We start from the raw sequence: 19,622 nt of genomic DNA on the forward strand, positions 1-19,622 counted from the left end.
CGGTGCGGGAGACCGAACCGACCGAGGCCGAGATTCGGCAGAACTTCGACAAGATGCTCGCTTCGGTGCTCAGCGGTGGTGGCATCCATTCCGAGACCGGACTCGACATGAAGACCGAGGACGCGCTGTGGCAGGTGGCCCGCGCCTACCCGAACGCCTCCGACGACCTGGTCCGGGCCGCACGGGCGGCGTTCGCGGGGCAACTCGACGGGTCGAACGCGCGCGAAGCGGACCAGGTCCGGCAGCGCAGGCTCGCCGAGCTGGCGAAGAAGCGCCGATGACCGGGGAGGTGCAGGCATGAGCGAGGACCGCCGTCGGGTGCTGACCGACGAACAGCTCACCGAGATCGCCACCGGCCTGCGCGGGCTCGGCGGCGCCCAGCCGATGGATTCGCTGCCCGACCTGGCTGCCCGTTTCGGTTGGCGGGTGCTGAGCCCGCACGCGGACCGTGCCCGTCTCGATATCGGCTTCGGCCCGACCAGCGGCCGTGTCTTCGCCGAGGACGGCCGCATCGTCGACATCACCTTGTGGCTCACCAAGGGTGTCCCACAGGACGACGAGGGTCGCGCCTGGGCGCGTGACACCTTCGCCCGGTGGGTGGCACTGCTGACCGAACTGTTCGGTCCACCGACCACCCGCATCCCGGGCGAGGTGTCCGCGGTGCGCTGGGCGGGCGAGGACCATACCCTGATCCTGCGCGACGTGGACGCTTCCCTGCAGCTGACGCTGATGGACAACAACTGGCTCATGCTCGGCGATCAAGCCGACGCCTTGGCTGCCGAGGAATCCCGGTGACCTGGGACGATTTCGCGAAAACCCTGGCGCGCGAGCTGGCTGGCCTGCCCGCGGGCGCGATCGTGAAGATCGCGGAATCACGCGAGGAACGCCCGTCGAGGTTCGCCCAGTTCCTGCAGACCGATGCCGAACTGACAGCCGAACTCGTCGACGACGACCGGCTGTCCGCCGAACTCCGCGCAGGCAGGCAGGGCACGACGGTGATCCGTGAACTCGGCTGGCAGCCGCGCGACCGCTACCACGAGAACTGGTGGACCCGCCTGACCTGGCCCGCGCCGTCAACCGACTACCAACGCCTCGCCGACATGGTCGTCGGCGGGCTGCGCGACGGATTCGGCCTGGCGACACCGGATTCGTTCACCTACGACGCCTGGAACGAACGCCGGGGCAACAGCCTGATCGAGCTGCCACAGCTCGGTCTGCCCCTGGCGACCTGACCGATCAACCGATGAACCAGATGAGGGGATTTCCGCCCGACATGACCAGCGGAGGCGACCGGCTCGACGAGCGCACCACCGAACCGGACCACGACGAATCCACCGAATCTGTTCCCGCGGAACCGAATCCCGTTCCGGCCGAACCGGACTCCGAACTCGCCCGAGTCGATACGTCCGCCGAGGACGAGCCCGCCGAGGACGAGCCCGATGTCGGTTTCACCATGGCCGACGACGAACCGGAACCCGAGGACCCTGCCGAGCGGGCCAGGAAGATCATGCACCAGGTCGCCCGCGATCTGGCTTCGCTCGCCCCACCGGACTGGCAGCGCCTGCACGCGGCCTTCGCTCTCACGGTGCTCGAGCATTCCTCGATCGCCCTGTTCTCCGGCGACACCATCGAACCCGTGCAGGTGACGCCGCCGCAGGAGATCATCGACCTGGTGTGGGAGCACCGGCTGCTGTCGGCCGAGCTCGGTGACGGCCCGTGGTGGCGTCTGGTGCTGAGTCTGTCGCGCGCAGGCGAGATCGACGTCGACTACGACTACGGTGACGAACCGTTTCCCGACGAACACCTCCTCGCCCAGGACTCCTATCGCGCCGACCTGGCGGCGTTCCCGCGCCGATCGGTGCCGGTGTGGTTGTCGGCATATGTGGGGCACGACGACAAACAGATCCGCGCACCACGCGCCGCCGCCGAACAGGAACTCGCCGACCGACGAAAAGGGTTGTGCGCCAGCGATTCCGACGTGGGCCTGCCGCCCCTGCCGCTGATGGTGGCGCGCTGGGCGGTGCTGTCGGCGGCCTTCGTCGCGGTCGGTTCGGAATTCGGACCGCGCTCGCTGCCCTCGCTGAACTGGTTCGAAGGGGTGCGGCGCAGCGGGAGTTCGCTCTACCTGCTGCCCGGCAATCGCGCCGTGCTCTCCGGTGGCGTATGGAACTCGCCGGAACTCGCCGCCGCCTACGCCGAGGGCGGACCGCCGACGGGGCTGTACACGGGTGCGCCGTCGTGGATTTCAGCGCAGGTGCTCAACCATCGTGCCGCGGGCGGGATGTTGTCGTTCTGCTACTGGTGGGCCAATGGGCGCTGGTACCACGGTGATTCGCCCACCGCCGACGGGATCGCCGAGGCCGTTCCCGGCTTCTGGAGCTCCGAGACCGTCGCCAGAATCGTCACCGACCTGCTCGGCGTCCGTGCCGACGAGCACCAGCGCGCGGGTGTCGAAACCCTGGTCGCGGCGGCCGAAGCCGGCGTGGTCACCCGCGACACGGTCGTCGAAGTCTTCAGCGACGCCGAGCTTTTCGATGTCGACGCCGCCTTCTTCCAGCTCACCATGGCCGGGGTCACCGCTCGCCTACCCGAGCCGATGCCGCGCGAAGACGCGATCGACGTGGTGCGCGCGCACCTGACCGAGACATCCGCCGACCCCGTGCTCTATCCACCCGACGAGTTGCACGCCGAACGCATCAGCGTCGGCTGGATGGTTTTCGTCCCGGTGCAACCCGGTGAGATCGCGGTTGGCCGGGCGATCTTCTACGTCGCCGACGACGGTGTGCTGCATCGTTCTTCGTCGGCGGTGGCGCCCGAGGTGTTCGCGGTGGAGTTCGCGGAGAATTTCTACGAGCGACATCGGTCGGTCGTCTCGTCCTGATGCGGATACGCGCCGGTAACCCTATAATCGTTAGCGTGATTTAAGAATGGTGTTGCCGCGTTGTAAGACTCGGCTGCCATGTTTGCTGGGGCACGACCGGCCGGTGTGCCAGCGATGAGGAGGGGCGTCTACGGATGAGGAACCGCACCGTCGAGACAGTGGGAGTGTGACCTCGTGGGCACACCGATGGACGACTGGCGGGGATACCGCAACTCGGGGTCGCTCAAGCTCGAGGACGGCGCGGCGACCGAAGCCGCCGGATACTGCGCGGATGTGCTCGACATCATCGCCTTGGTCGAGGGCAAGGTCGGTGAAATCATCTCGCCTGACACGACGGGGGCCGGTCAAACCGAGAACCTCCTCGGTCACCTCACCTCGGGCCGCGCGCTCACGCAGGAGTTCTACACGCTGGGGCGCGAGTTCCGCGACGACATCTTGAAGGACCACAAGCAAGTTCTCAACGACATGGCCTTGTCGTTCCTGATCGCCGGGAACAACTACAAGAACAAGGACCAGGAGTCGAAAGACGAGTTGAGCAATATTCTGTCCACCCGGAATCCGGCCGACAGCATCGTCCACGCCGAACAGCACCTGGGACAGATCAATCCGCGTGACACCGCCTGGATCGACGACTCACGCGGTCGGGAACCAGGGGAATACAAGAAGACCGATACGGACAAGAGTGGTCAGTACGGCGGCCTTCCGTCGGGTGCCAACACCCCGAAGGAGAGCCTGAAAACGGTGTCGGCCTCGCACACCGCGGAACCGGGATCGACGCTGAACTACACGGACTTCTACAACCTGGGCATCTCGTTGCGGCGATCGAGCTGGTTGCGGGACATGTCGTCGGACTGGCACCGGATGGCCTCGCAGATGAGCCGCGGCTTCAGCGACTACGACACCAGAATCAGGACTCTGGTCGACAACAAGGAACGCTGGACCGGGCGCGGCGCCGGGGACGCGCGCGACGCCGTCCACCGGTACACCGGGCGGGGTCTCGAGTTGACCCGCACCATGTACCGAGTCAGCGAACTGCTGCTCGACGCCTACAACTGGGCCCAGACCACCCAGGCGAACATGCCGGACAAACCGGCCGAGCAACTCAATGCCCACGAGCGGAAGACGTGGGAAGACCACGCGCGCACCGTCTTCAACAACTGGTACCGCCCGGGTTACGCGGCGGCGATCGGTGCCCTGCCCGCACTGCCCGGACCAGCGGGCACCGCGAGGGTCACCGCGGACCCGCCCGGCAACCCCACCAACCCCGGTAATCCCGGAAGCCCCGGGAATCCCGCGGGTGGCGGTGGCGGGTCGCAGAACAACGACGCGGCGACGGCCGCACAACTGAAAGCCCAGCAGGACGCCGCACACCAGCAACAGCTCGCGGCGCTGCAGCAGTCCGAGGCGCAGCGCAAAGCCCAGGAGCAGGCCGCCAAGGACGCGGAACGCGCTGCCGCGCAGCAGGCCGCACGGCAGCAACAGCAGCAAGCGCAGGAGACCGCCTCCCAGGCCTTGCAGCAGCTTGCCTCCCAGGCCGCCTCGCAGGCCTCGCAGATCGGCGAGCAGATCTCCGCCGCTGCCGAGCAGGCCGCGTCCCAGGCTGCCCAGCAGGCGAGTATGGCCGGGCTGAGTGGGATCCCCACCAGCGCTGCGGCATTGGACGAAGCGGCCAAGAAGATGGGTCTCGCCGGTTCCAAGGGCGGCGGAGGCGCGGGCGGCGGTGCCGGGGGTGGGCTCGGCGCCAAGGTCGAGGGCCAGAACCTCGAGAAGGCGTCGAAACTGTTCCCCCGCGCGACGGCCACCACCGATCTCGCCGCTATGGCAAGCCGGGCCGGTCTGGCCAATGCCGCCGGTGCCGGAGCGGGCATGCCGATGGGTGGACCCATGGGTGGCGGTGGCGCGGGCGCCGGTGCCGGTGGTCAGCAGAAGGACCACAAGCGGGCCGACTACCTGGATTCGGTCGAGCACCTGGAAGAGGCGATCGGCGAGGCGCAGACCGTCGTGAGGCCGGTCGTCGAGCAATGAACCGCACGTGGAACCTGACGGAACTGGAGATGTTCACCCTCTGGGAGTGGGCCACCTCCGATTTCGTGCCGTGGCCGTTCTTCTGCCGGACCAGAACCCTCGACGCCGATGAACTGGACCGGCAGAAGGCCGACGCGCTCGCGGGGTTGCAGCGCAACGAGCCGGAGTTCGTCGGCTTCGTGCTCGAAGCGCTGCTCGATCCCGACATCAAGGTAATCGTCCACGGCCACGACGGCGTGGACGACATGAAGGTCGACGCACTGGTGCGTGTCATGGGTTGCCGGCGGGGTGACCGGGGCTATGTGATCCGCCAGAAACCGGGCGACACCTATTGGGACAGCGGTGGTTACGTCGTCACCGAGTGCGACGCGGTCGGTCTGGCCGACTACGTGGTCCGCGAACTCCCGGAGAACGCACCCGGCCGCGAGGCCGATCTGGTGCTCGAAACCGGTGACAGGGCAGCGCAACTCGACTACTCGTACGCCATCTCGTCGGTCCACGATTCCTTCGACGACCCGGCTCCGGTGCGCGCCAAGCAGTTCGAGTCCGCGCCGCTGGTGCGCGCAGGCGAGGTCGAGGTGATCCAGGGACGCTCGCGGTTCGGGCCGCGCGGTGTCACCCGGCACAAGCTGAGCTGGCGCGACGTGGTCGACGACGGGCGCTATGTGATCGCCGAAGAGGTGCCGCGGGTCGCGGTGGCGGCGGATGCGAAGCGTTTCACCGAGCTGATCAATCAGCGCATCGCGGAAGTGGTGCGGGCCATCAAAGATGAACGAGTCTGAGGGGGCGAGGCGATGACGTCGGCACAGCAGGACGAATTTCCCACCGAGTTCGTTTCCACATCGGTGACGGGAGCGATCTCGGTACGGACCACGGAAAATGGTCTGCCCCTCGGTCTTCGGCTGGAGCCCGACCAGCTGCGCCGCGACCCGGCGCAGCTGGCCGCCGAGGTGCTCCGCCTGTGCAAGCAGTCGGCCAACCGGGCGGGCATGGCGCGGCGCGAGCAGTTCCGCGCGGCGGGGATGTCCCCGGAGATGCTCGCGCTCACCGGCCTGCCGACCGAGGAAGAGGTGGCCCGCCAGGAGATCCTCGACGAGCAGGATTACGACACCGAACCGCAGAGCTGGCTGCGATCGGTCTGAACGGCAAGCGGATTGGGGAGGCGACATGGTCGAAACGATGGACGAGCTCATCGCTCGGGTACAGAAACAGCTCTACCGGCTCACCGATCTCCAGGATGCGACCAAGGCCATCCTGGTGACCGAGACATCGCCGGATGGAACGGTGACCGTCGAGGTCGACGCCAACGCCGCACTCGTCGGCCTGAGTTTCGCACCGGGCATCGCGAAACTGACGCCCGCCGAACTCGAGCAGACCCTCGTCGACACCGCGCGCACCGCCGCGCATCGTGCCTTCGCGCAACGCGGCGAACTCATCACCGCGTTCAACGAAGAGAGCACGGGTTAGTCATCGACTGTTTACCCTTGCGCGATCGTCGCGCGCCGTCTCGGCTGGTTAAGGTTGACTACGAAACATCAAGTGATGTTTCGAGATTGGACGATTGACATGAGCCACTTCGAAGTTGTCCCTGATGCGTTGCGTGCTTACGGAAGCGCGTCGGCGGCGATGGCGTCGGGTGTCGCCTCGGCCGCGGCGGTGGATCAGGCCGCGACAGTCGCCGCGGTCGTGCCGGTGTTCGGGCTGATCGGCCAGGAGCTGCTCGCCTCGTACGCCTTCGCGCAGGCCAACCACCTGTCCTCGGTCGCCGAACTGGCCGCCGTGCACGCGGGCACCGCGTTGACCGCGCACCAGGGTGCGGCCACCTACGAGGGTGTCGACGGCGCCTCGGGCATGGACATCGGTTCGGTACGCACCCAGTCATGACCTTCCCAGGAGCGACCCCGCCGCCCGGCGCGGATCCGCTGGATCCGACCGTGCTGGAACTGCTGCGCGGCAGTTCGCTTGCCCCCATGCTCGACATGCCGGTGAACGACATCCTCGGCTCGATGGGGCTGCCCGCCCTGCCGCAGGTGCCGGAGTTCGTGCAGCTGCCCGAACTGCCGCCGCTGCCGACGATCGATCTGAGCGCGCTGATGCGCCCGCTCACCGATCTGGCGTCCGCGTTCGGTACCGGTCAGCTCGGCGCCAACTCCACCGGCGACGGCACGGGAACCACGACCGACCCCACGGAAATGCTGTCGAACGTGAGCACCGTGATGCAGACGGTGATGTCGCTGGGCTCGACGGCGATCCAGACCGTGATGTCGGTGTGGCAGGGCATCGCGGCGATGGAGGCCGCGCAGAAGGCGAGCGAGGCGCAGACCGATGCGGGCAAGCTCGCGGCCCAGAGCACCCAGGAGAAGGCGGTTCTCGCGAACGGCGCCGTCAGCGTCGCCACCGGTGCGGGGCTGATGGCGGCGGTGATCGCGAAGTTCTCGGCGACCATGGCGATGGCGCCGCTGCTGATGGGCTCGGGCGCCGGTGCGGCCTTCCTGGTCGCCTCGGCCGCCTCGTCCACCGCCGAGGCGCTGGCGATCACCGTCAAGACCAAGACCGAACTGGTCGGGCACAGCGCGAGCATGACCGCGGCGGGCGAGAAGGTGCCGATCACCAACGCCCCGACCGGGGTGAACTCGACCGAGCAGCTGACGCAGCTGATGAGCATGATCACCCCGCTGATGTCGACGGCGACCACGGTCGCGCAGTCGCTCGGTGAGCTGGCCGCGGCGAATACCTCGCTGTCGGCGCCGAAGACCACTACCGAGGGCGACAACACGGCCGCCAAGGAAACTGTCGACGGTGCTGAAACCGACGGTGCGGGTGGTGGCGCGAGTGGCGGAATCGGCGGCGGAGCCGGTGGCGCCGTCGGCGCGATCGCCGCGGCGAGCACCCCGTTGAGCCCGTTCCCCAACACCCGCTCGGTCGGCGGTGCGCTGAGCACGCTGCCCGGCGCGATGGGTGCGGCGGCCGCCTCGACCACGTCGGCCGCGGCAGTCACCTCGGGTGGGTCGTCGGCGACCGGTACGGGGGCGATGCCGATGGGCGCGCCCATGGGCGCCGGGCTCGCGCGCGACGGCGAATCGTCCACCGACGACGCGGTGCGCGGTCAGCTGGTCACCGGCTCGCACGGCGACGAGGTGATCGGCCAGATCGAGGGTGTCTCGCTGCCGGTTGTCGGTGCGGCTGACACCACGACCTCGGAAGCGCCGCCCGACAAGGAACTGACGCTATGACGCAGATTTTCGTTCGCACACAGGAGGTTCACCATGGCCGACGTGACAGGTGAGATCTACGACGGCGTGCAGTTCGACGTCGCCACGGCAAGCCAGGCATCGTCCGGGCTCGACTCGCTGGCCGACCGGCTCGCGGCCGACCTGCAGGCGGCCGAGCACGCGCTGACCGTCGCGCCCGCAGGGGCCGACGAGGTGTCGGGCCGCTCGGCGCAGACCGCCAACGAGGTGGCCGCGTCGTACCTGACCCGCGCGCAGGCCGGCGTCGAGGAGATGCGCAAGCTCGCCGCGACGCTTCGCCTGCAGGCGAACCGTTTCAGCGGGATGGAAAGCGACAACACGGCGGACTTCGGAGGTACTCCGCCGCAATGATCGAACCACCACAGCCAGGGTTCACCGGCGTGGTGTGGTCGGCGCGTCCGCCGGAACAGCTGGCGCGTGACCTCACCACGGGGGCGGGGTCTGTCCCCATGGCTGAGGCGATCGGCGCGTGGACACAACTGGCCGCGTCGTTCGGCGCGGCCGTACTGGAATACGAGAAGGTGCTCGCCGACCTGCGCGGCGCCTGGCAGTCCGGGCGCAGTGACGAAGTGGTGCAACGGGTTACGGCGCTGCGCGAGTGGCTGCTCGAGACCTCGACGGCCGCCGCCGCGAACGCCGCGAAATTCCAGGCGCAGGTCGCCGCCTACGAGGTGGCCCGGCTGGCGATGCCCAACACCGCCGACATCGAGGCCATCCAGCAGGTGCAGCGCACCCTCGAGTCGGTGAGCGGGATGCTCGGTGCGCCGATCAAGGCGGTCGCCGCCGATACCGACGCCGAGCACGATGTCGCCAAGGCCGTTGCCTCGCGGGTGATGGAGAACTACGAGAAGGCCACCGAGCCACTGGCGTCGGCGTGGCAGCACCAGGATCCGCCGCCGATCGCACCCGCCACGGCGCTGGCCGCCGAGCGAGCCGCCGTGCCGCCACAGCCGACCGCGACCCAGCCCGGTGCCATGCCGGGATTCGGTGGTATCCCGGGAATGCCTGTCCTGCAATCGGTTCCGCGCACGCTGACCAGCTACAACGCGCCGGTGTACGCGCAGTCGGCCGGCAGCGCAGAGGTCACCGCCCGACCGAACCCCGTGGTTACGCCCGCCGCGGGCACGCAGGCCGCGCCGATCGCGCCGGGCCCGGTCGGTCAGGCCGCGGCCCAGGACACCGCGCGGTTCCCACGGGCGAGCCTGCCCGAGCATACCGAGGAGTTCAGCCTCGACGGCGAGATCCGCGCCGCGCCCGCGGTGCTCGGCGATCACGGCCAGGCGGCCAGGGCCGCGAGCACCGAACAGGGCGGGGCGGAGCCGGGAGGTGGGTCGTGACAACACTGACCAACGACGCCCTGCTCGCCGTCGCCGACCGCCTCGGCGTGCAGACCTTGCCGCTGACGCTGCGCGTCGGCCCGCAACAGGACTCCTACGAACAGTGGCGCCGCGCCCATGAGCAGGCGGTCGCGGACCTGCGCGACAGCGGCCTCATCGACGCCGAGGGCGAGGTCGACCCCGGCCTGGCCGACGCGCTGTTCGTGCTTGCCCAACCGGATCGTGAGCTGGCCGTACGGGTCTACGCCGAAGACGGCGCCAAGCGCGTCTGCGTGGTGCGCCGGGGCGGCGCCCATGCCGTCGCCGTGCGCACCGACGACACCTTCGAGGTGAATGCGGTGTGGTGCGACGGTTCGGCCGAGGAGCTGGCGCGCCCGGTCCTGGCCGCGCTCGGTCACCGCGAACCCGCGCAGTTCAGCGGCTTCAGCGCCCCCGCCGACGAACTCACCCGGCGGCTCGACGGCGCGACGACAGCCGCGGAATTCGCCGACGGCCTGTACGCCCTCGATGCCACCGAGCGCGATGCCACCGTGCTCGGCGCGGCGTTCGCCTCCTGCACGGGGCACGCGGAAATCGTCGCCTACAGCCACGAGGACGGCTCGACCACCCGCGCGCCGGGTGCTGTCGCCGTCTACGACACGGGGCGCGGGCGCATCGTCGCCGCCCCGACGATCTCGCCGGATCGACAGATCTGGTCGACGCTCACCACGGGTACCGATCACCGGGTGACCCAAGCGGTCGCGGCGCTGATCGAGGGACTGCCCGGGGGGAGGTGGATGCCGCCGTAGTTCCGCGTCGCAGCGTCGGTCTGCGTCCAGCTCAGCGAGATCGATCGGATCCTCGCGCACACACAAGTTCTGATGAAAGGTTCTGAAATATGTCTCTTACCAACCTCGGTGGCGGCTCGGGCGACTACGGTGTCGACGAAGGCGGCATCAACAATGTCGTGAGCCGGATGGAGGACGCGATCTCCACGCTCAAGACCTCCATCAACCAGATCGACGACTCCGTGCAGGCCGTCGCCGCCGGCTGGTCGGGTGAAGCGCACGGTCAGTTCAAGACCGCCGCCACCGAATGGCACGACGAGGTCACCCGGCTCAACGAGAAGCTGGACCGCCTGTCGCAGGCCGTCACCTCCGGCAAGCAGACGATCGTCGCCTCCGACCAAGAGGGCCTGTAGCCCTCCGCGCTGAGTAGCCGTTCACGACAGACAAGGAACAGATCATGACGATTCAGTACAACTCGCCGAAGATCACCGAAATGGTCTCGGACCTCAACAACTACGGCTCCAACATGCGGGCCCAGATCGAAGAGCTCAACGGCGCCGCCAACGCGTTCCGGGAGAGCCTGCACGGTCAGTCGGCTGTGGAGAACTTCAACGCCGCGCACACCAACGTCACCAACGAGCTCGACGACACCCTCGTCAAGCTCGACAACCTCGGCAAGAAGGTGGAGAACGCACTGGGTCGCGCCATCGAGGCCGACGGCAAGGTCGGCGACGGCTTCGCCGACTTCTGAGCTGTTCCGCCTCCCCGGGTCTTTTGGCCAGACTCAGGTGCGGTGGGAGTTGTTGACGCGGCAAGACTTTGGGTGATGGGAGCGTTAGCCCGTTCCCGGTGAGTTACCCATGTTCTTGCCAGATCAGTCGAACGGCCCGACGGATTGTGTCGGGCCGTTCGTCGTTCGGTGGCTAGCGGGCGGCTAGGGATTCGCCGATGTAGTGCATTTCTTCCGGGGTGGTCACCATGTTCACCGTCGCTGTCGCGGCTGGTGTGCGGACCGTGATCCGGTTGGGTGCGGAGGGATCCTGGATGAGGGTGACGTCGGCGTCGATCGCACCGCTCTGCTCGTGCGGTGCGCGCACGTGGACGATGGTGGCGCCACCGGCATGGGTGGTCGGTTCGATGCCGTCGAACACCAGCACCGTCGTGCTCGGGTAGGGCGCGGCGGGCGTCGGCGGCGGGCCGGGCGGGTGGTAGCTGGCGCCCGCGGAGCGTGGTGCGAGTGAAAGCACCTGCGGTGCGTTGAGATTGGCCATCATGGAATGCCAGGCCTCCGGGCGGGCGGTGTGCACGATGGCGTGCGCACCGAGCGCGGTGGCGCGCAGGATCACCTGCTGAGCCAGATCGAGATTGCCGATCACCTCGAGATGGCGGGTGCCGTCACCGATGAGCGACACCGCGATGCCCTGGCCGCGTTCGTCGGCGCCGATCAGCTGCCCGCAGCCCGCTGTCGGCACCGCGATGTCGGTGAGGGCGGTCAGCGTCCCGCGGTAGCCCTCGCCGTCGGACCAGCGGCCCAGCGATGCCACCGGGAGGGTGTCGAGCAGGGTGCGCAGGTGCCCACCGGTGATGTCGCGCAGACCCCGGATCGGGATGTCGGTGGGCTCGACCAGGGTGTCGAAGCGCACCACCGCGTTGAGCACCACGGTGCCCGCGTGATCGCTGCGCTGGTCATGGCGCGGTGCACCCGGGCGAAGCCGCAGCGTGAGCGTGGTCGACAGGCTCGGCACCGCCCAGATATCGGCCAGCCCGCGCGGCGTGATGAGTTCGGCGCCCACCTGATAGTGCGTCAGGCAGCGGCTCGGCGTGGTGAGCGCGGTCGGCGTCTCCTCGAGCTGATCGATCTCGAAACCGTGGGTGAGTTGCCGCACCGCGCTGTTCATCTCGGACGAGGTGAGCACGGAGGCGGCGATATCGCGGGCCGCCAGCCGGTTCGCCACCCGCCGCGTGGCGATGATCGCGGTGCGCAGCGCGCCCTCGGCGCCGCCGCCCCGCTTGTCGACGGCTTCGGCATTGGTCAGTGGGTCCATCCGCAGCACCAGCCACAGGGTCCGGTGCGCGACGGCGGGCAGCGGGCCGAGGATGCGGTCGTAGAGATAGGACGCCACACCGGTACCCGCCGTGCGCGCGCCCGTTGACACCACGTCGATACCCGCGAGGGTGATGTCGAATTGATCGAGGCAGCGCGCGATCTCGGTGAGCGGCAGCAGCTGGTCGGTGCTGAGCGAACCGTGCCGCAGCAGCGTCAACGTGTCCGGCGGCGGGTCGATCCGCAGCATGGTCAGCAGCAGGTCGCCGTCCCAGCGCACTCCGCAGTTGCCGCCGTCGGCCAGGGGGACATCGAACGCGGGCGCCTGGGCGAGTCGTTCGGTGGCGCCCCGGCCACGCCGCCGCCCGAACCCGACCGCCATCCGGCCGGCCAGCGTCGTCCGGCGCACAGGAACCAGGCCGATGAGCACGATCAGCGCACCCGCGCCGACCGAACCCCACACCGAGTCCGAAAGCGCCAGCACCACCCAGGCCACCGCCGCGGCGACCAGCACGACACCGACCACCGCCCGCAGCGGGAAGATCCGGAACAACCAGAACTCGGGATCGCGCAGAGTGTCGTACGGCGACAACGGCTTTCGCTGCGCTGGGTCCTGCTCCCCGGCCTGATCCCGTTCCCGCTCGGGAAGGGTTGCGGCGCCGGTTCTCCGGCCGTTCATCGTGTCGTTCCCCATCGTTGTCCCAGCTCGGCGTGCGTTCGAAAGTTGGTTCAGGGCAATGTCGGATTTAAGGTACCGTGTCGGCTGAGATGGTGATGGATAGCTCGATGGAGGGGCCGAGTGCCGGCACAGCTCACAACCCGCGCCCAGGTCAACGGCTACCGCTTCCTGCTGCGTCGTCTCGACCACGCGCTGGTGCGCCGAGACGTCCGGATGCTGCACGATCCGATGCGTTCGCAGGTTCGCTCACTCTGGGTGGGGGCGGCGCTCGGCCTGCTGGTCGTCGCCGGTGCGGCGATCCTGGGATTCCTGCGACCACAGGGCGCGATCGGTGACAACCTGATCGTGTCGGGCAAGGATTCCGGTGCCCTGTACGTGGTCCGCCATACCGCCGAAGGCGACAAGGTGCTGCACCCGGTGCTCAACCTGGCCTCCGCGCGGCTCATCACCCAGAGCAACGCCGAACCACACGCGGTGAAGGACAGCAAACTCAACGATCTGCCGCGCGGTCCGCTGCTCGGCATCCCCGGTGCGCCGAGCGCGCTGCCGGGCTCCGGTCAGGGCGACAGCTCCACCTGGTCGCTGTGCGAGACCATCCAGCTGTCCCAGGGCGGCAGTGCGGCATCGGCGAGCGGTGCGACAACCGCCGTCGTCGCGGGCAAACCGGAACTGGGCGAGCGCATCCGCACCGCCGACCCCGCCGCCGCCCTGTTCGTGCGCCACGAGAACAAGACCTACCTCGTCTACGACGGCAAACACGCCGCGGTCGACCCGGATGACAAGGTGCTGGCGCGCTCGCTCGGGCTGTCCGCGCATCGGCCACGCCCGATCGGTCCCGGTCTGCTCGGCGCGACCGCCGAAGTGCCCCCGCTCGCGCCGCCGGTCATCCCGAACGCGGGTCAGCCGGGCCCCGGCCCGCTGTCCAAGATCCCGGTGGGCGGTGTGGTCGAGGTGGCCAGTTCCGACCGTACGGCGAAGGCCGAGACGTATGTGGTGCTGGCCGACGGTGTGCAGCCGGTGAGCCCGTTCACCGCGCGGGTCATCCGCAATGCCGATTCCCATGGGCTGAGCGAGATTCCGACCCTGCCGCCGGACGTGCTCCACGAGGTCGCCGTGGTGCGTACGCTGCCCGTCGACGACTTCCCGGAGCAGACACCGGAGATCCTGGCCGCCGAGGACGCGCCCGTCGCGTGCGTCTCCTGGACCAAGACACCGGGAACGAGTCCGGCGCAACGCAAGTCGGAGGCGGGCGACGGCCCCAACGAACGCGCGGTTGTCTCGCTGCTGGCAGGCACCCGCCTGCCCATCCCGGAATCGGCCAAGGTCGTGGAACTGTCGACCGGCGACGGCACCGGCGACCGGGTCGACGGGGTCTACGTGCCGCCGGGCACCGGCGAATTCATCCAGGTGACCGGCATGGAGCCGGGCAGCCCGCGGCGGGGGAGCCTGTTCTACGTCGGCGACAACGGTGTGCGCTACGGCGTACCCGATGCAGCGGTGGCGACCGCGATCGGCCTGGGCAGCAACCCGCGGCTCGCGCCGTGGTCGGTCATCGGCCAGCTGGTTCCGGGCCCGACGCTCTCGCCCACCGAAGCGCTGGCGTCCTACGACTCGCTACCGTCGGGACGCTGAAACGAGAAAGGGCCGGACGCTTGTCGCGTCCGGCGCCCTCGGTTTCGCCTGTCAGGCAGGCCAATTCACATTCAGCGTGCTCAGCAGGCTGGTGAGCGCGGTGCGCATATCCGGTTCCTCGATGCGCATGAGCACCGACTCGTCCACCGCCGACAGGTCGATCGAATCGTCGTTGGCCAGCCGAAACTCGCGCTCCTCCTCGGCCGCCTCGATGACATTGCGGATGAAGCGGCCGTTACCGGCGAGGTCGACGCCGCGGCGCGGCTGCCCGCTCTGGTCGGTGCTCTCCTGGGCGTAGAGGTGCGCGCAGGCCTCGACGAGCAGCGCGGCGGCGTCGTCGGAGAGCTGCGAGTCGCGCTTCTTCGCGATCACCTGCCCGATCTGGCCGAGCTCTTCGGGCGTGTAGGACGGGAACTGCAGGCGCTTGGAGAACCGTGATGCCAGGCCGTCGTTGGCGGCCAGCAGGCGGTCGATCTCACCGTCGTAGCCGGCGATGATCACCACCAGGCGGTCGCGGTCGTTCTCCATCCTGGCCAGCAGGGTGTCGACGGCTTCGCGGCCGAAGGCGTCACCGCCGGACAGGCCGGTCTGGATCAGCGTGTAGGCCTCGTCGATGAACAGCACACCGTCCATGGCCGTGTCGATCAGCTTCTCGGTCTTGATGGCGGTGCCGCCGAGGTTCTGGCTCACGAAGTCCACACGTTTGGCCTCTACCACCTTGTCGGTCTTCAACAGGCCGACACCGCAGTAGATCTTGGCGACCACGCGGGCGATGGTCGTCTTACCCGTTCCCGGCGGGCCGGTGAAGGCCAGGTGCTGACCGCGGGCCGCCGAGGCGAGGCCCTTCTCGGCCCGGATCTTGGCCAGCTGTGCCGACGACTGCAACTTGGCCACCTGGGTTTTCACCGAGACGAGGCCGATCTGGTTGTCGAGTTCGGCGCGCGCCTCGGCGAGCACCCGCTTGGCTCGGTCCTCGGTCTCGGCCTGTTCGATCGCCTGCAGCGACGGCGCGGTCGCGGGATCCCACTTGTCGGTGCGAGCATCGATGGACTCGCGGGTGGTGACGGTGATCCGGTAGGTGCGGTCGCGCATCGCGGCGGTATTGGCGCTGAAATCCGGTGCCTGCGAATACACCTTCTCGAACAGCGCCTGCGCCTCGTCCTCGCTGCCGGTCTCACGCAAGCACAGCCCGCGGCAGAACATGGCGGTGGAGCGGGCCATCGGGATCGGCCCCCGCTCGGCGGCCTCCATGCGGCGGATGGCCTCACCGAACAGCCCGAGCTGCGCACACGCGGTGCCGACCATCACGTGCGCGCCCGCCGCCAGATACGGGTCGTCCCACTCGGCCGAACCGGCGAGCACCGTCATCACGTCGGGCCAGCGCTGAGTGTTGTAGTGCAGCACGCCACGGATGTAGGCGCTGATCCGGTTGTCGACATCTTTGTCCGGGTCCGAAAGCAGCGTGGCGCGATGGGCGGCGAGGTCGTCGAGCGTGCGCTCGGCCTCGTCGTACTCCTTCTCCGCGATCAGATGCGCGGCCCAGGCCAGCGCGACCTCGGTGTAACTCGCCAGCGGATAGTCGATGTAGAGGCCGGGCAGGAAGCGGCCCGCCAGCGCGCGCGGCGGCAACCCGAGCCGGCGCTGCTCGCGGTACAGACTGGTGCCCGCGGTCTTGTACAGGTTGAACAGGACGTCCTTGGTCACCTCGCCCGCGGCGGCACGGCCGAGCCAGGCGTCGCACATCGTCGGATCCCACTCGGTCGCGCGCTGGAACGCGAGTTTCGCGTATTCCAGATCGCGCTCGGATTCCTGTCCCTCGATGGACAGACCCAACGACAGGATTCCGGCGTCGAAGGCACGCTGAGCTTGGCGATTGCCGGTCATTTCTGTCGAGTCCCCGAAGTCTTGGTGTGTGGTTTCTGCGCTGTTCACTTATTACCCAGACTACCGATCGCGGGGGTCTGGTCTGTCCGTTACATTAGGTTCAGCTGCCGAGAGGTTGCAACGCAAACTGTCTTCTACGTGTGAGAGTTCTTGGCTGGTGTCAGAGTTGTTCACTCAGGGGGTGTTCCGCCGCGTGCGGTGTTTCGGGATCGAACGGGTGAACGGCAACTCGTGGTCGGCGGGTGCGAACCGTGATTGACGCACCAGCGGCGAATCAACGTTCACTCGAGCCGGATCTGTGCCGGGTATCGGTGATCGGTGGCAACACTCAGGTGGACGTCGGTCTGCCCGTGACGGTTCCGATCGCGGGGTTCATCGGCGATCTCGTCGAACTGATCGAGTCGCGCAACCCCGACCCCACCGATTCCGAGGACGAACCCGGCGCCTTACGCGCCAAGCACTGGACCCTCGCCCGGATCGGCCGCGACGCCATCCCACCGAGCCGCACGCTCACCGAGGCCGATGTCTACGACGGCGAACTGCTTGTGCTCCGGTCGGTTTCGGCCAAGGAAGCACCAGCGCTGTTCGACGACGTGATCGACGCGGTCTCGCGCCTGACCACCGAGGAGTTCCGGGGCTGGACCGGTGTGTCGGCCCGCTGGCTCGGCCTGGTCGCGTCCACCCTCACCGTGCTCACCGCGCTGGTGATGTTGGTGATCTCGCGCGGCGAGGGCGATCCGCTCGCCCCGGCCTTCGGGCTCACCGGGTTCGGTGTGCTCGCGCTCGCCGTGGCGGGGATCGCGGCGCGCAAGTACGAGGACCGGCTCACCGCCGACTGGCTGTCGCTCGACGCGTTGCTGCTGTTGTTCGGTGGCGCGGCGCTTTTCGTGCCCGGCACCCTCGGCGGACCACATCTGCTGCTCGGCGCGGCCGTGACGATCGTCGCCGCCGTCGTCGGCCACCGGGTCACCGGGAGCGGGCTCACCCTGTTCACGGCGGCGGCGTCACTGGGCATCGTCGCGTGTGTCGCGGGCGGTGTGTACCTGATCTGGCATCCCGGCCTGCCCAAACTCTCGGCGGCACTGTTGTTCGCGGGCATCGCGATCCTGTCGATGGCACCGCGCATGGCCGCGCTGCTCGGCAGGCTTCCGGTGCCGCCGGTGCCGACCGCGGGCGCCGCGATCGACCCGGCCGACCACGAACCGCGCCCGACCATCGAGGGCATCGGTGCCATCGGTGCCACCGCGCTGCCGTCGGCCGCAGGCCTCGGCGAACGGGCGCGCGCGGCCAATCAGTACCAGTCCGGGCTCATCATCGCCTGCGCCGCGACGGCCGCCCTCGGCGCGTTCGGTGCCGCCGACCCGCTCGGTTCGGCCCGCTGGCAGGGCATCGTGCTGGCGATCGCCACCGCGATCATCCTGTGCCTGCGCGGTCGCTCCTTCGCCGATCTGGTCCAGGCGGCCACCCTGATCGCGGGTGGTTGCCTCGCGTTCGTCGCGCTGATCGTGGGAATCGGGCTGAGCGGCGACAACATCGAGCTGTTCGCCATCGGGCTGCTCGCCTTCGCGGCGGGCACCGTCGGCTTCGGTGTGATCGGGCCGACGATCGAGGTGTCGCCGGTGACCAGGCGCGCCATCGAGATCTTCGAGTACATCCTCATCATCGCGCTGATTCCGCTCGTCCTGTGGATCATGGGGGTGTACTCCATGGCCAGGAACATATGACCGGCTCCGGTCGCCGGGCGCTCCGATTCGGGTGTGCCACCTTGGTTCTCGGTGCGAGCCTGAGTTTCGCTTCGCCTGCGCAGGCCGTTTCGCCGCCACAGATCGATGCGGGTGCGCTCGGTGCGGCCGCGGGGCTCAGTGGGCGCCCGGCGCCGCTGGAACCAACCGAACCCTCGGCGCTGTGCAGCGAACCGCTGCTCACCGGGTCGCCGCCCTCGGAACCACCGATCTCCCAGCAGGTGCTCAACCTGCCGTCTGCCTGGAAGTTCAGCCGTGGCGCGGGGCAGAAGGTGGCGGTGATCGACACCGGCGTGCAACGACATCCGCGCTTACCCGACCTCCAGCCGGGCGGTGACTACGTCGCCGGCTCCGACGGCACCGAGGACTGCGACGGGCACGGCACCCTCGTCGCGGGCATCATCGCCGCCAAGCCCAGCCCCGACGACGCCTTCGTCGGGGTGGCACCCGACGCCCAGATCCTGTCCATCCGTCAGCTCAGCCTCGCCTTCGAACCGGTGAACAAACAGGGCGGCCAGGACCCCGGCGAGATCAGCAACGACGGCTACGGCAGTGTGCTCACCCTCGCCGCCGCGGTCGTCCGCGCCGTCGACATGGGTGCCACGGTCATCAATATCTCCGAAGTGGCTTGCAGCCCAGCGGGTTCCGATACCGCCGACGCCTCGTTGGGTGCCGCGGTGAAGTATGCCTACGACCGCAATGTCGTCGTCGTGGCGGCGGCGGGCAACGTCCAGACCGACGGGGCGTGCAAGGAGCAGAACAAGTCCTCGGGGTGGTCGTCGGTGAGCACCGTCGCCAGCCCCGCCTGGTTCGCGCCCTACGTGCTGACGGTCGGCTCGGTGGACGCCGACGGCGGCCCGTCGGAGCTGTCGCTGCGCGGACCGTGGGTGGGCGTCGCCGCGATCGGGCGCAACATCGTCTCCCTCGACAGCAAACCCGGCGGTACCGGGCTGGTCAACGGCGTGCAGACCACCGAGGGCGTGCGGCCCATCGAAGGCACCAGTTTCGCGGCTCCCTACGTGGCAGGCCTTGCCGCCCTTGTTCGTTCGCGTTTCCCCGAACTCACCGCGCAACAGGTGATGGACCGCATCACCCGCACCGCGCACGGACCGGGCAACGGTCGCGACGACGGCATCGGCCACGGCCTGATCGACCCGCTGGCCGCCCTCACCGCGCAGCTGCCCGACCAGCCCGTCGCCGAGGGCGCCGAGGTGCCGCACCTGGTCGCCGCCCCGGTGCTGCCGCCCGGCCCCGACCCCCGCGCGCGCCGCATCGCCGTGATCGGCACGACCGTGGTACTCGGCGGCCTGCTCATCGGGCTCGGCCTGGCCTACCCCTACCGACGAAAACGGGCCGAGCTCGACCTCGAGCCGTAATCGA

At 68.8% G+C, this 19,622-nt stretch carries 20 protein-coding genes; 18 read left to right on the forward strand and 2 right to left on the reverse strand.

Annotated elements, in window-relative coordinates; all coding sequences use genetic code 11:
• The first annotated feature begins 2 nt into the window (after window positions 1–2).
• The 15 genes from LDL21_RS24250 (at window position 3) to LDL21_RS24320 (ending at window position 11,012) form a co-directional block, all read left to right on the forward strand.
• Window positions 3–281 (forward strand): hypothetical protein, encoded by a 279-nt coding sequence (locus LDL21_RS24250; protein WP_225281882.1) that lies wholly within the window; start codon window positions 3–5, stop codon window positions 279–281.
• 16 nt (window positions 282–297) lie between these two features.
• The gene (locus LDL21_RS24255) at window positions 298–795 is read left to right on the forward strand and encodes a DUF6301 family protein (RefSeq protein ID WP_225281883.1); all 498 of its coding nucleotides are present in this window, start codon (window positions 298–300) and stop codon (window positions 793–795) included.
• Window positions 792–1,232, forward strand: coding sequence for a TY-Chap domain-containing protein (locus LDL21_RS24260; RefSeq protein WP_225281884.1), 441 nt, complete (start codon window positions 792–794; stop codon window positions 1,230–1,232). Before LDL21_RS24255 ends, LDL21_RS24260 begins: the two co-directional genes overlap by 4 nt.
• Window positions 1,233–1,273: 41 nt before the next feature.
• Window positions 1,274–2,881: a hypothetical protein gene (locus tag LDL21_RS24265; RefSeq protein ID WP_225281885.1), complete on the forward strand. Its 1,608-nt coding sequence runs from the start codon at window positions 1,274–1,276 to the stop codon at window positions 2,879–2,881.
• A 174-nt stretch (window positions 2,882–3,055) separates the two neighbouring features.
• The gene (locus tag LDL21_RS24270; protein WP_181699510.1) at window positions 3,056–4,906 is read left to right on the forward strand and encodes a hypothetical protein; all 1,851 of its coding nucleotides are present in this window, start codon (window positions 3,056–3,058) and stop codon (window positions 4,904–4,906) included.
• Window positions 4,903–5,688 (forward strand): ESX secretion-associated protein EspG, encoded by a 786-nt coding sequence (locus LDL21_RS24275; protein ID WP_225281886.1) that lies wholly within the window; start codon window positions 4,903–4,905, stop codon window positions 5,686–5,688. Before LDL21_RS24270 ends, LDL21_RS24275 begins: the two co-directional genes overlap by 4 nt.
• 12 nt (window positions 5,689–5,700) lie before the next feature.
• On the forward strand, window positions 5,701–6,048 hold the full coding sequence (locus LDL21_RS24280) for a hypothetical protein (RefSeq protein WP_181699506.1): 348 nt from the start codon (window positions 5,701–5,703) through the stop codon (window positions 6,046–6,048).
• Window positions 6,049–6,073: 25 nt separating this feature from the next.
• Entirely contained in the window at window positions 6,074–6,373 is a 300-nt protein-coding gene (locus tag LDL21_RS24285; RefSeq protein ID WP_181699504.1) for a YbaB/EbfC family nucleoid-associated protein, read from the forward strand.
• Window positions 6,374–6,472: 99 nt separating this feature from the next.
• Window positions 6,473–6,790, forward strand: coding sequence for a type VII secretion target (locus LDL21_RS24290; RefSeq protein ID WP_067491029.1), 318 nt, complete (start codon window positions 6,473–6,475; stop codon window positions 6,788–6,790).
• On the forward strand, window positions 6,787–8,139 hold the full coding sequence (locus LDL21_RS24295) for a hypothetical protein (protein WP_225281887.1): 1,353 nt from the start codon (window positions 6,787–6,789) through the stop codon (window positions 8,137–8,139). Before LDL21_RS24290 ends, LDL21_RS24295 begins: the two co-directional genes overlap by 4 nt.
• A gap of 33 nt (window positions 8,140–8,172) precedes the next feature.
• Entirely contained in the window at window positions 8,173–8,508 is a 336-nt protein-coding gene (locus LDL21_RS24300) for a PE family protein (RefSeq protein WP_181699500.1), read from the forward strand.
• Window positions 8,505–9,494 carry a PPE domain-containing protein gene (locus LDL21_RS24305; RefSeq protein WP_225281888.1) on the forward strand — a complete coding sequence of 330 codons (990 nt, stop codon included), beginning with the start codon at window positions 8,505–8,507 and terminating at the stop codon, window positions 9,492–9,494. The genes LDL21_RS24300 and LDL21_RS24305 overlap by 4 nt, the downstream gene beginning before the upstream one ends.
• Window positions 9,491–10,282, forward strand: coding sequence for an ESX secretion-associated protein EspG (locus tag LDL21_RS24310; protein ID WP_225281889.1), 792 nt, complete (start codon window positions 9,491–9,493; stop codon window positions 10,280–10,282). Before LDL21_RS24305 ends, LDL21_RS24310 begins: the two co-directional genes overlap by 4 nt.
• Window positions 10,283–10,371: 89 nt before the next feature.
• The gene (locus LDL21_RS24315) at window positions 10,372–10,674 is read left to right on the forward strand and encodes a WXG100 family type VII secretion target (protein ID WP_181699493.1); all 303 of its coding nucleotides are present in this window, start codon (window positions 10,372–10,374) and stop codon (window positions 10,672–10,674) included.
• 44 nt (window positions 10,675–10,718) lie between these two features.
• Window positions 10,719–11,012, forward strand: a complete 294-nt coding sequence (locus LDL21_RS24320; protein WP_181699491.1) for a type VII secretion protein EsxR — start codon at window positions 10,719–10,721, stop codon at window positions 11,010–11,012.
• Window positions 11,013–11,184: 172 nt separating this feature from the next.
• On the opposite strand, the gene eccE is transcribed toward LDL21_RS24320, so the two are convergent.
• The gene (gene eccE, locus LDL21_RS24325; protein WP_225281890.1) at window positions 11,185–12,984 is read right to left on the reverse strand and encodes a type VII secretion protein EccE; all 1,800 of its coding nucleotides are present in this window, start codon (window positions 12,982–12,984) and stop codon (window positions 11,185–11,187) included.
• Window positions 12,985–13,104: 120 nt separating this feature from the next.
• Here eccE and eccB point away from each other — a divergent pair, with 120 nt between their 5' ends.
• The gene (eccB, locus tag LDL21_RS24330) at window positions 13,105–14,616 is read left to right on the forward strand and encodes a type VII secretion protein EccB (RefSeq protein WP_225281891.1); all 1,512 of its coding nucleotides are present in this window, start codon (window positions 13,105–13,107) and stop codon (window positions 14,614–14,616) included.
• A gap of 51 nt (window positions 14,617–14,667) precedes the next feature.
• Here the strand turns inward: eccB and eccA are convergent, their stop codons facing one another.
• Complete coding sequence (gene eccA, locus LDL21_RS24335; RefSeq protein WP_225281892.1) at window positions 14,668–16,500, reverse strand: type VII secretion AAA-ATPase EccA; 1,833 nt, start codon at window positions 16,498–16,500, stop codon at window positions 14,668–14,670.
• Window positions 16,501–16,751: 251 nt separating this feature from the next.
• Here eccA and eccD point away from each other — a divergent pair, with 251 nt between their 5' ends.
• On the forward strand, window positions 16,752–18,224 hold the full coding sequence (eccD, locus tag LDL21_RS24340) for a type VII secretion integral membrane protein EccD (protein WP_181699483.1): 1,473 nt from the start codon (window positions 16,752–16,754) through the stop codon (window positions 18,222–18,224).
• Window positions 18,221–19,618 (forward strand): type VII secretion-associated serine protease mycosin, encoded by a 1,398-nt coding sequence (gene mycP / locus LDL21_RS24345; protein ID WP_225281893.1) that lies wholly within the window; start codon window positions 18,221–18,223, stop codon window positions 19,616–19,618. Before eccD ends, mycP begins: the two co-directional genes overlap by 4 nt.
• The last annotated feature ends 4 nt before the right edge of the window (window positions 19,619–19,622 follow it).

The sequence above is a fragment of the Nocardia rosealba genome, assembly GCF_020216065.1.
GTDB lineage: Bacteria > Actinomycetota > Actinomycetes > Mycobacteriales > Mycobacteriaceae > Nocardia > Nocardia rosealba.

What these genes read in the sequence shown, in the direction of transcription:
- LDL21_RS24255 (WP_225281883.1), top strand. Translation starts at nt 298, where the DNA reads ATGAGCGAGGACCGCCGTCGGGTGCTGACCGACGAACAGCTCACCGAG.
- LDL21_RS24265 (WP_225281885.1), top strand. Translation starts at nt 1,274, where the DNA reads ATGACCAGCGGAGGCGACCGGCTCGACGAGCGCACCACCGAACCGGAC.
- LDL21_RS24275 (WP_225281886.1), top strand. Translation starts at nt 4,903, where the DNA reads ATGAACCGCACGTGGAACCTGACGGAACTGGAGATGTTCACCCTCTGG.
- LDL21_RS24280 (WP_181699506.1), top strand. Translation starts at nt 5,701, where the DNA reads ATGACGTCGGCACAGCAGGACGAATTTCCCACCGAGTTCGTTTCCACA.
- LDL21_RS24285 (WP_181699504.1), top strand. Translation starts at nt 6,074, where the DNA reads ATGGTCGAAACGATGGACGAGCTCATCGCTCGGGTACAGAAACAGCTC.
- LDL21_RS24290 (WP_067491029.1), top strand. Translation starts at nt 6,473, where the DNA reads ATGAGCCACTTCGAAGTTGTCCCTGATGCGTTGCGTGCTTACGGAAGC.
- LDL21_RS24295 (WP_225281887.1), top strand. Translation starts at nt 6,787, where the DNA reads ATGACCTTCCCAGGAGCGACCCCGCCGCCCGGCGCGGATCCGCTGGAT.
- LDL21_RS24300 (WP_181699500.1), top strand. Translation starts at nt 8,173, where the DNA reads ATGGCCGACGTGACAGGTGAGATCTACGACGGCGTGCAGTTCGACGTC.
- LDL21_RS24305 (WP_225281888.1), top strand. Translation starts at nt 8,505, where the DNA reads ATGATCGAACCACCACAGCCAGGGTTCACCGGCGTGGTGTGGTCGGCG.
- LDL21_RS24315 (WP_181699493.1), top strand. Translation starts at nt 10,372, where the DNA reads ATGTCTCTTACCAACCTCGGTGGCGGCTCGGGCGACTACGGTGTCGAC.
- LDL21_RS24320 (WP_181699491.1), top strand. Translation starts at nt 10,719, where the DNA reads ATGACGATTCAGTACAACTCGCCGAAGATCACCGAAATGGTCTCGGAC.
- eccE (WP_225281890.1), bottom strand. Translation starts at nt 12,984, where the DNA reads ATGAACGGCCGGAGAACCGGCGCCGCAACCCTTCCCGAGCGGGAACGG.
- eccA (WP_225281892.1), bottom strand. Translation starts at nt 16,500, where the DNA reads ATGACCGGCAATCGCCAAGCTCAGCGTGCCTTCGACGCCGGAATCCTG.
- mycP (WP_225281893.1), top strand. Translation starts at nt 18,221, where the DNA reads ATGACCGGCTCCGGTCGCCGGGCGCTCCGATTCGGGTGTGCCACCTTG.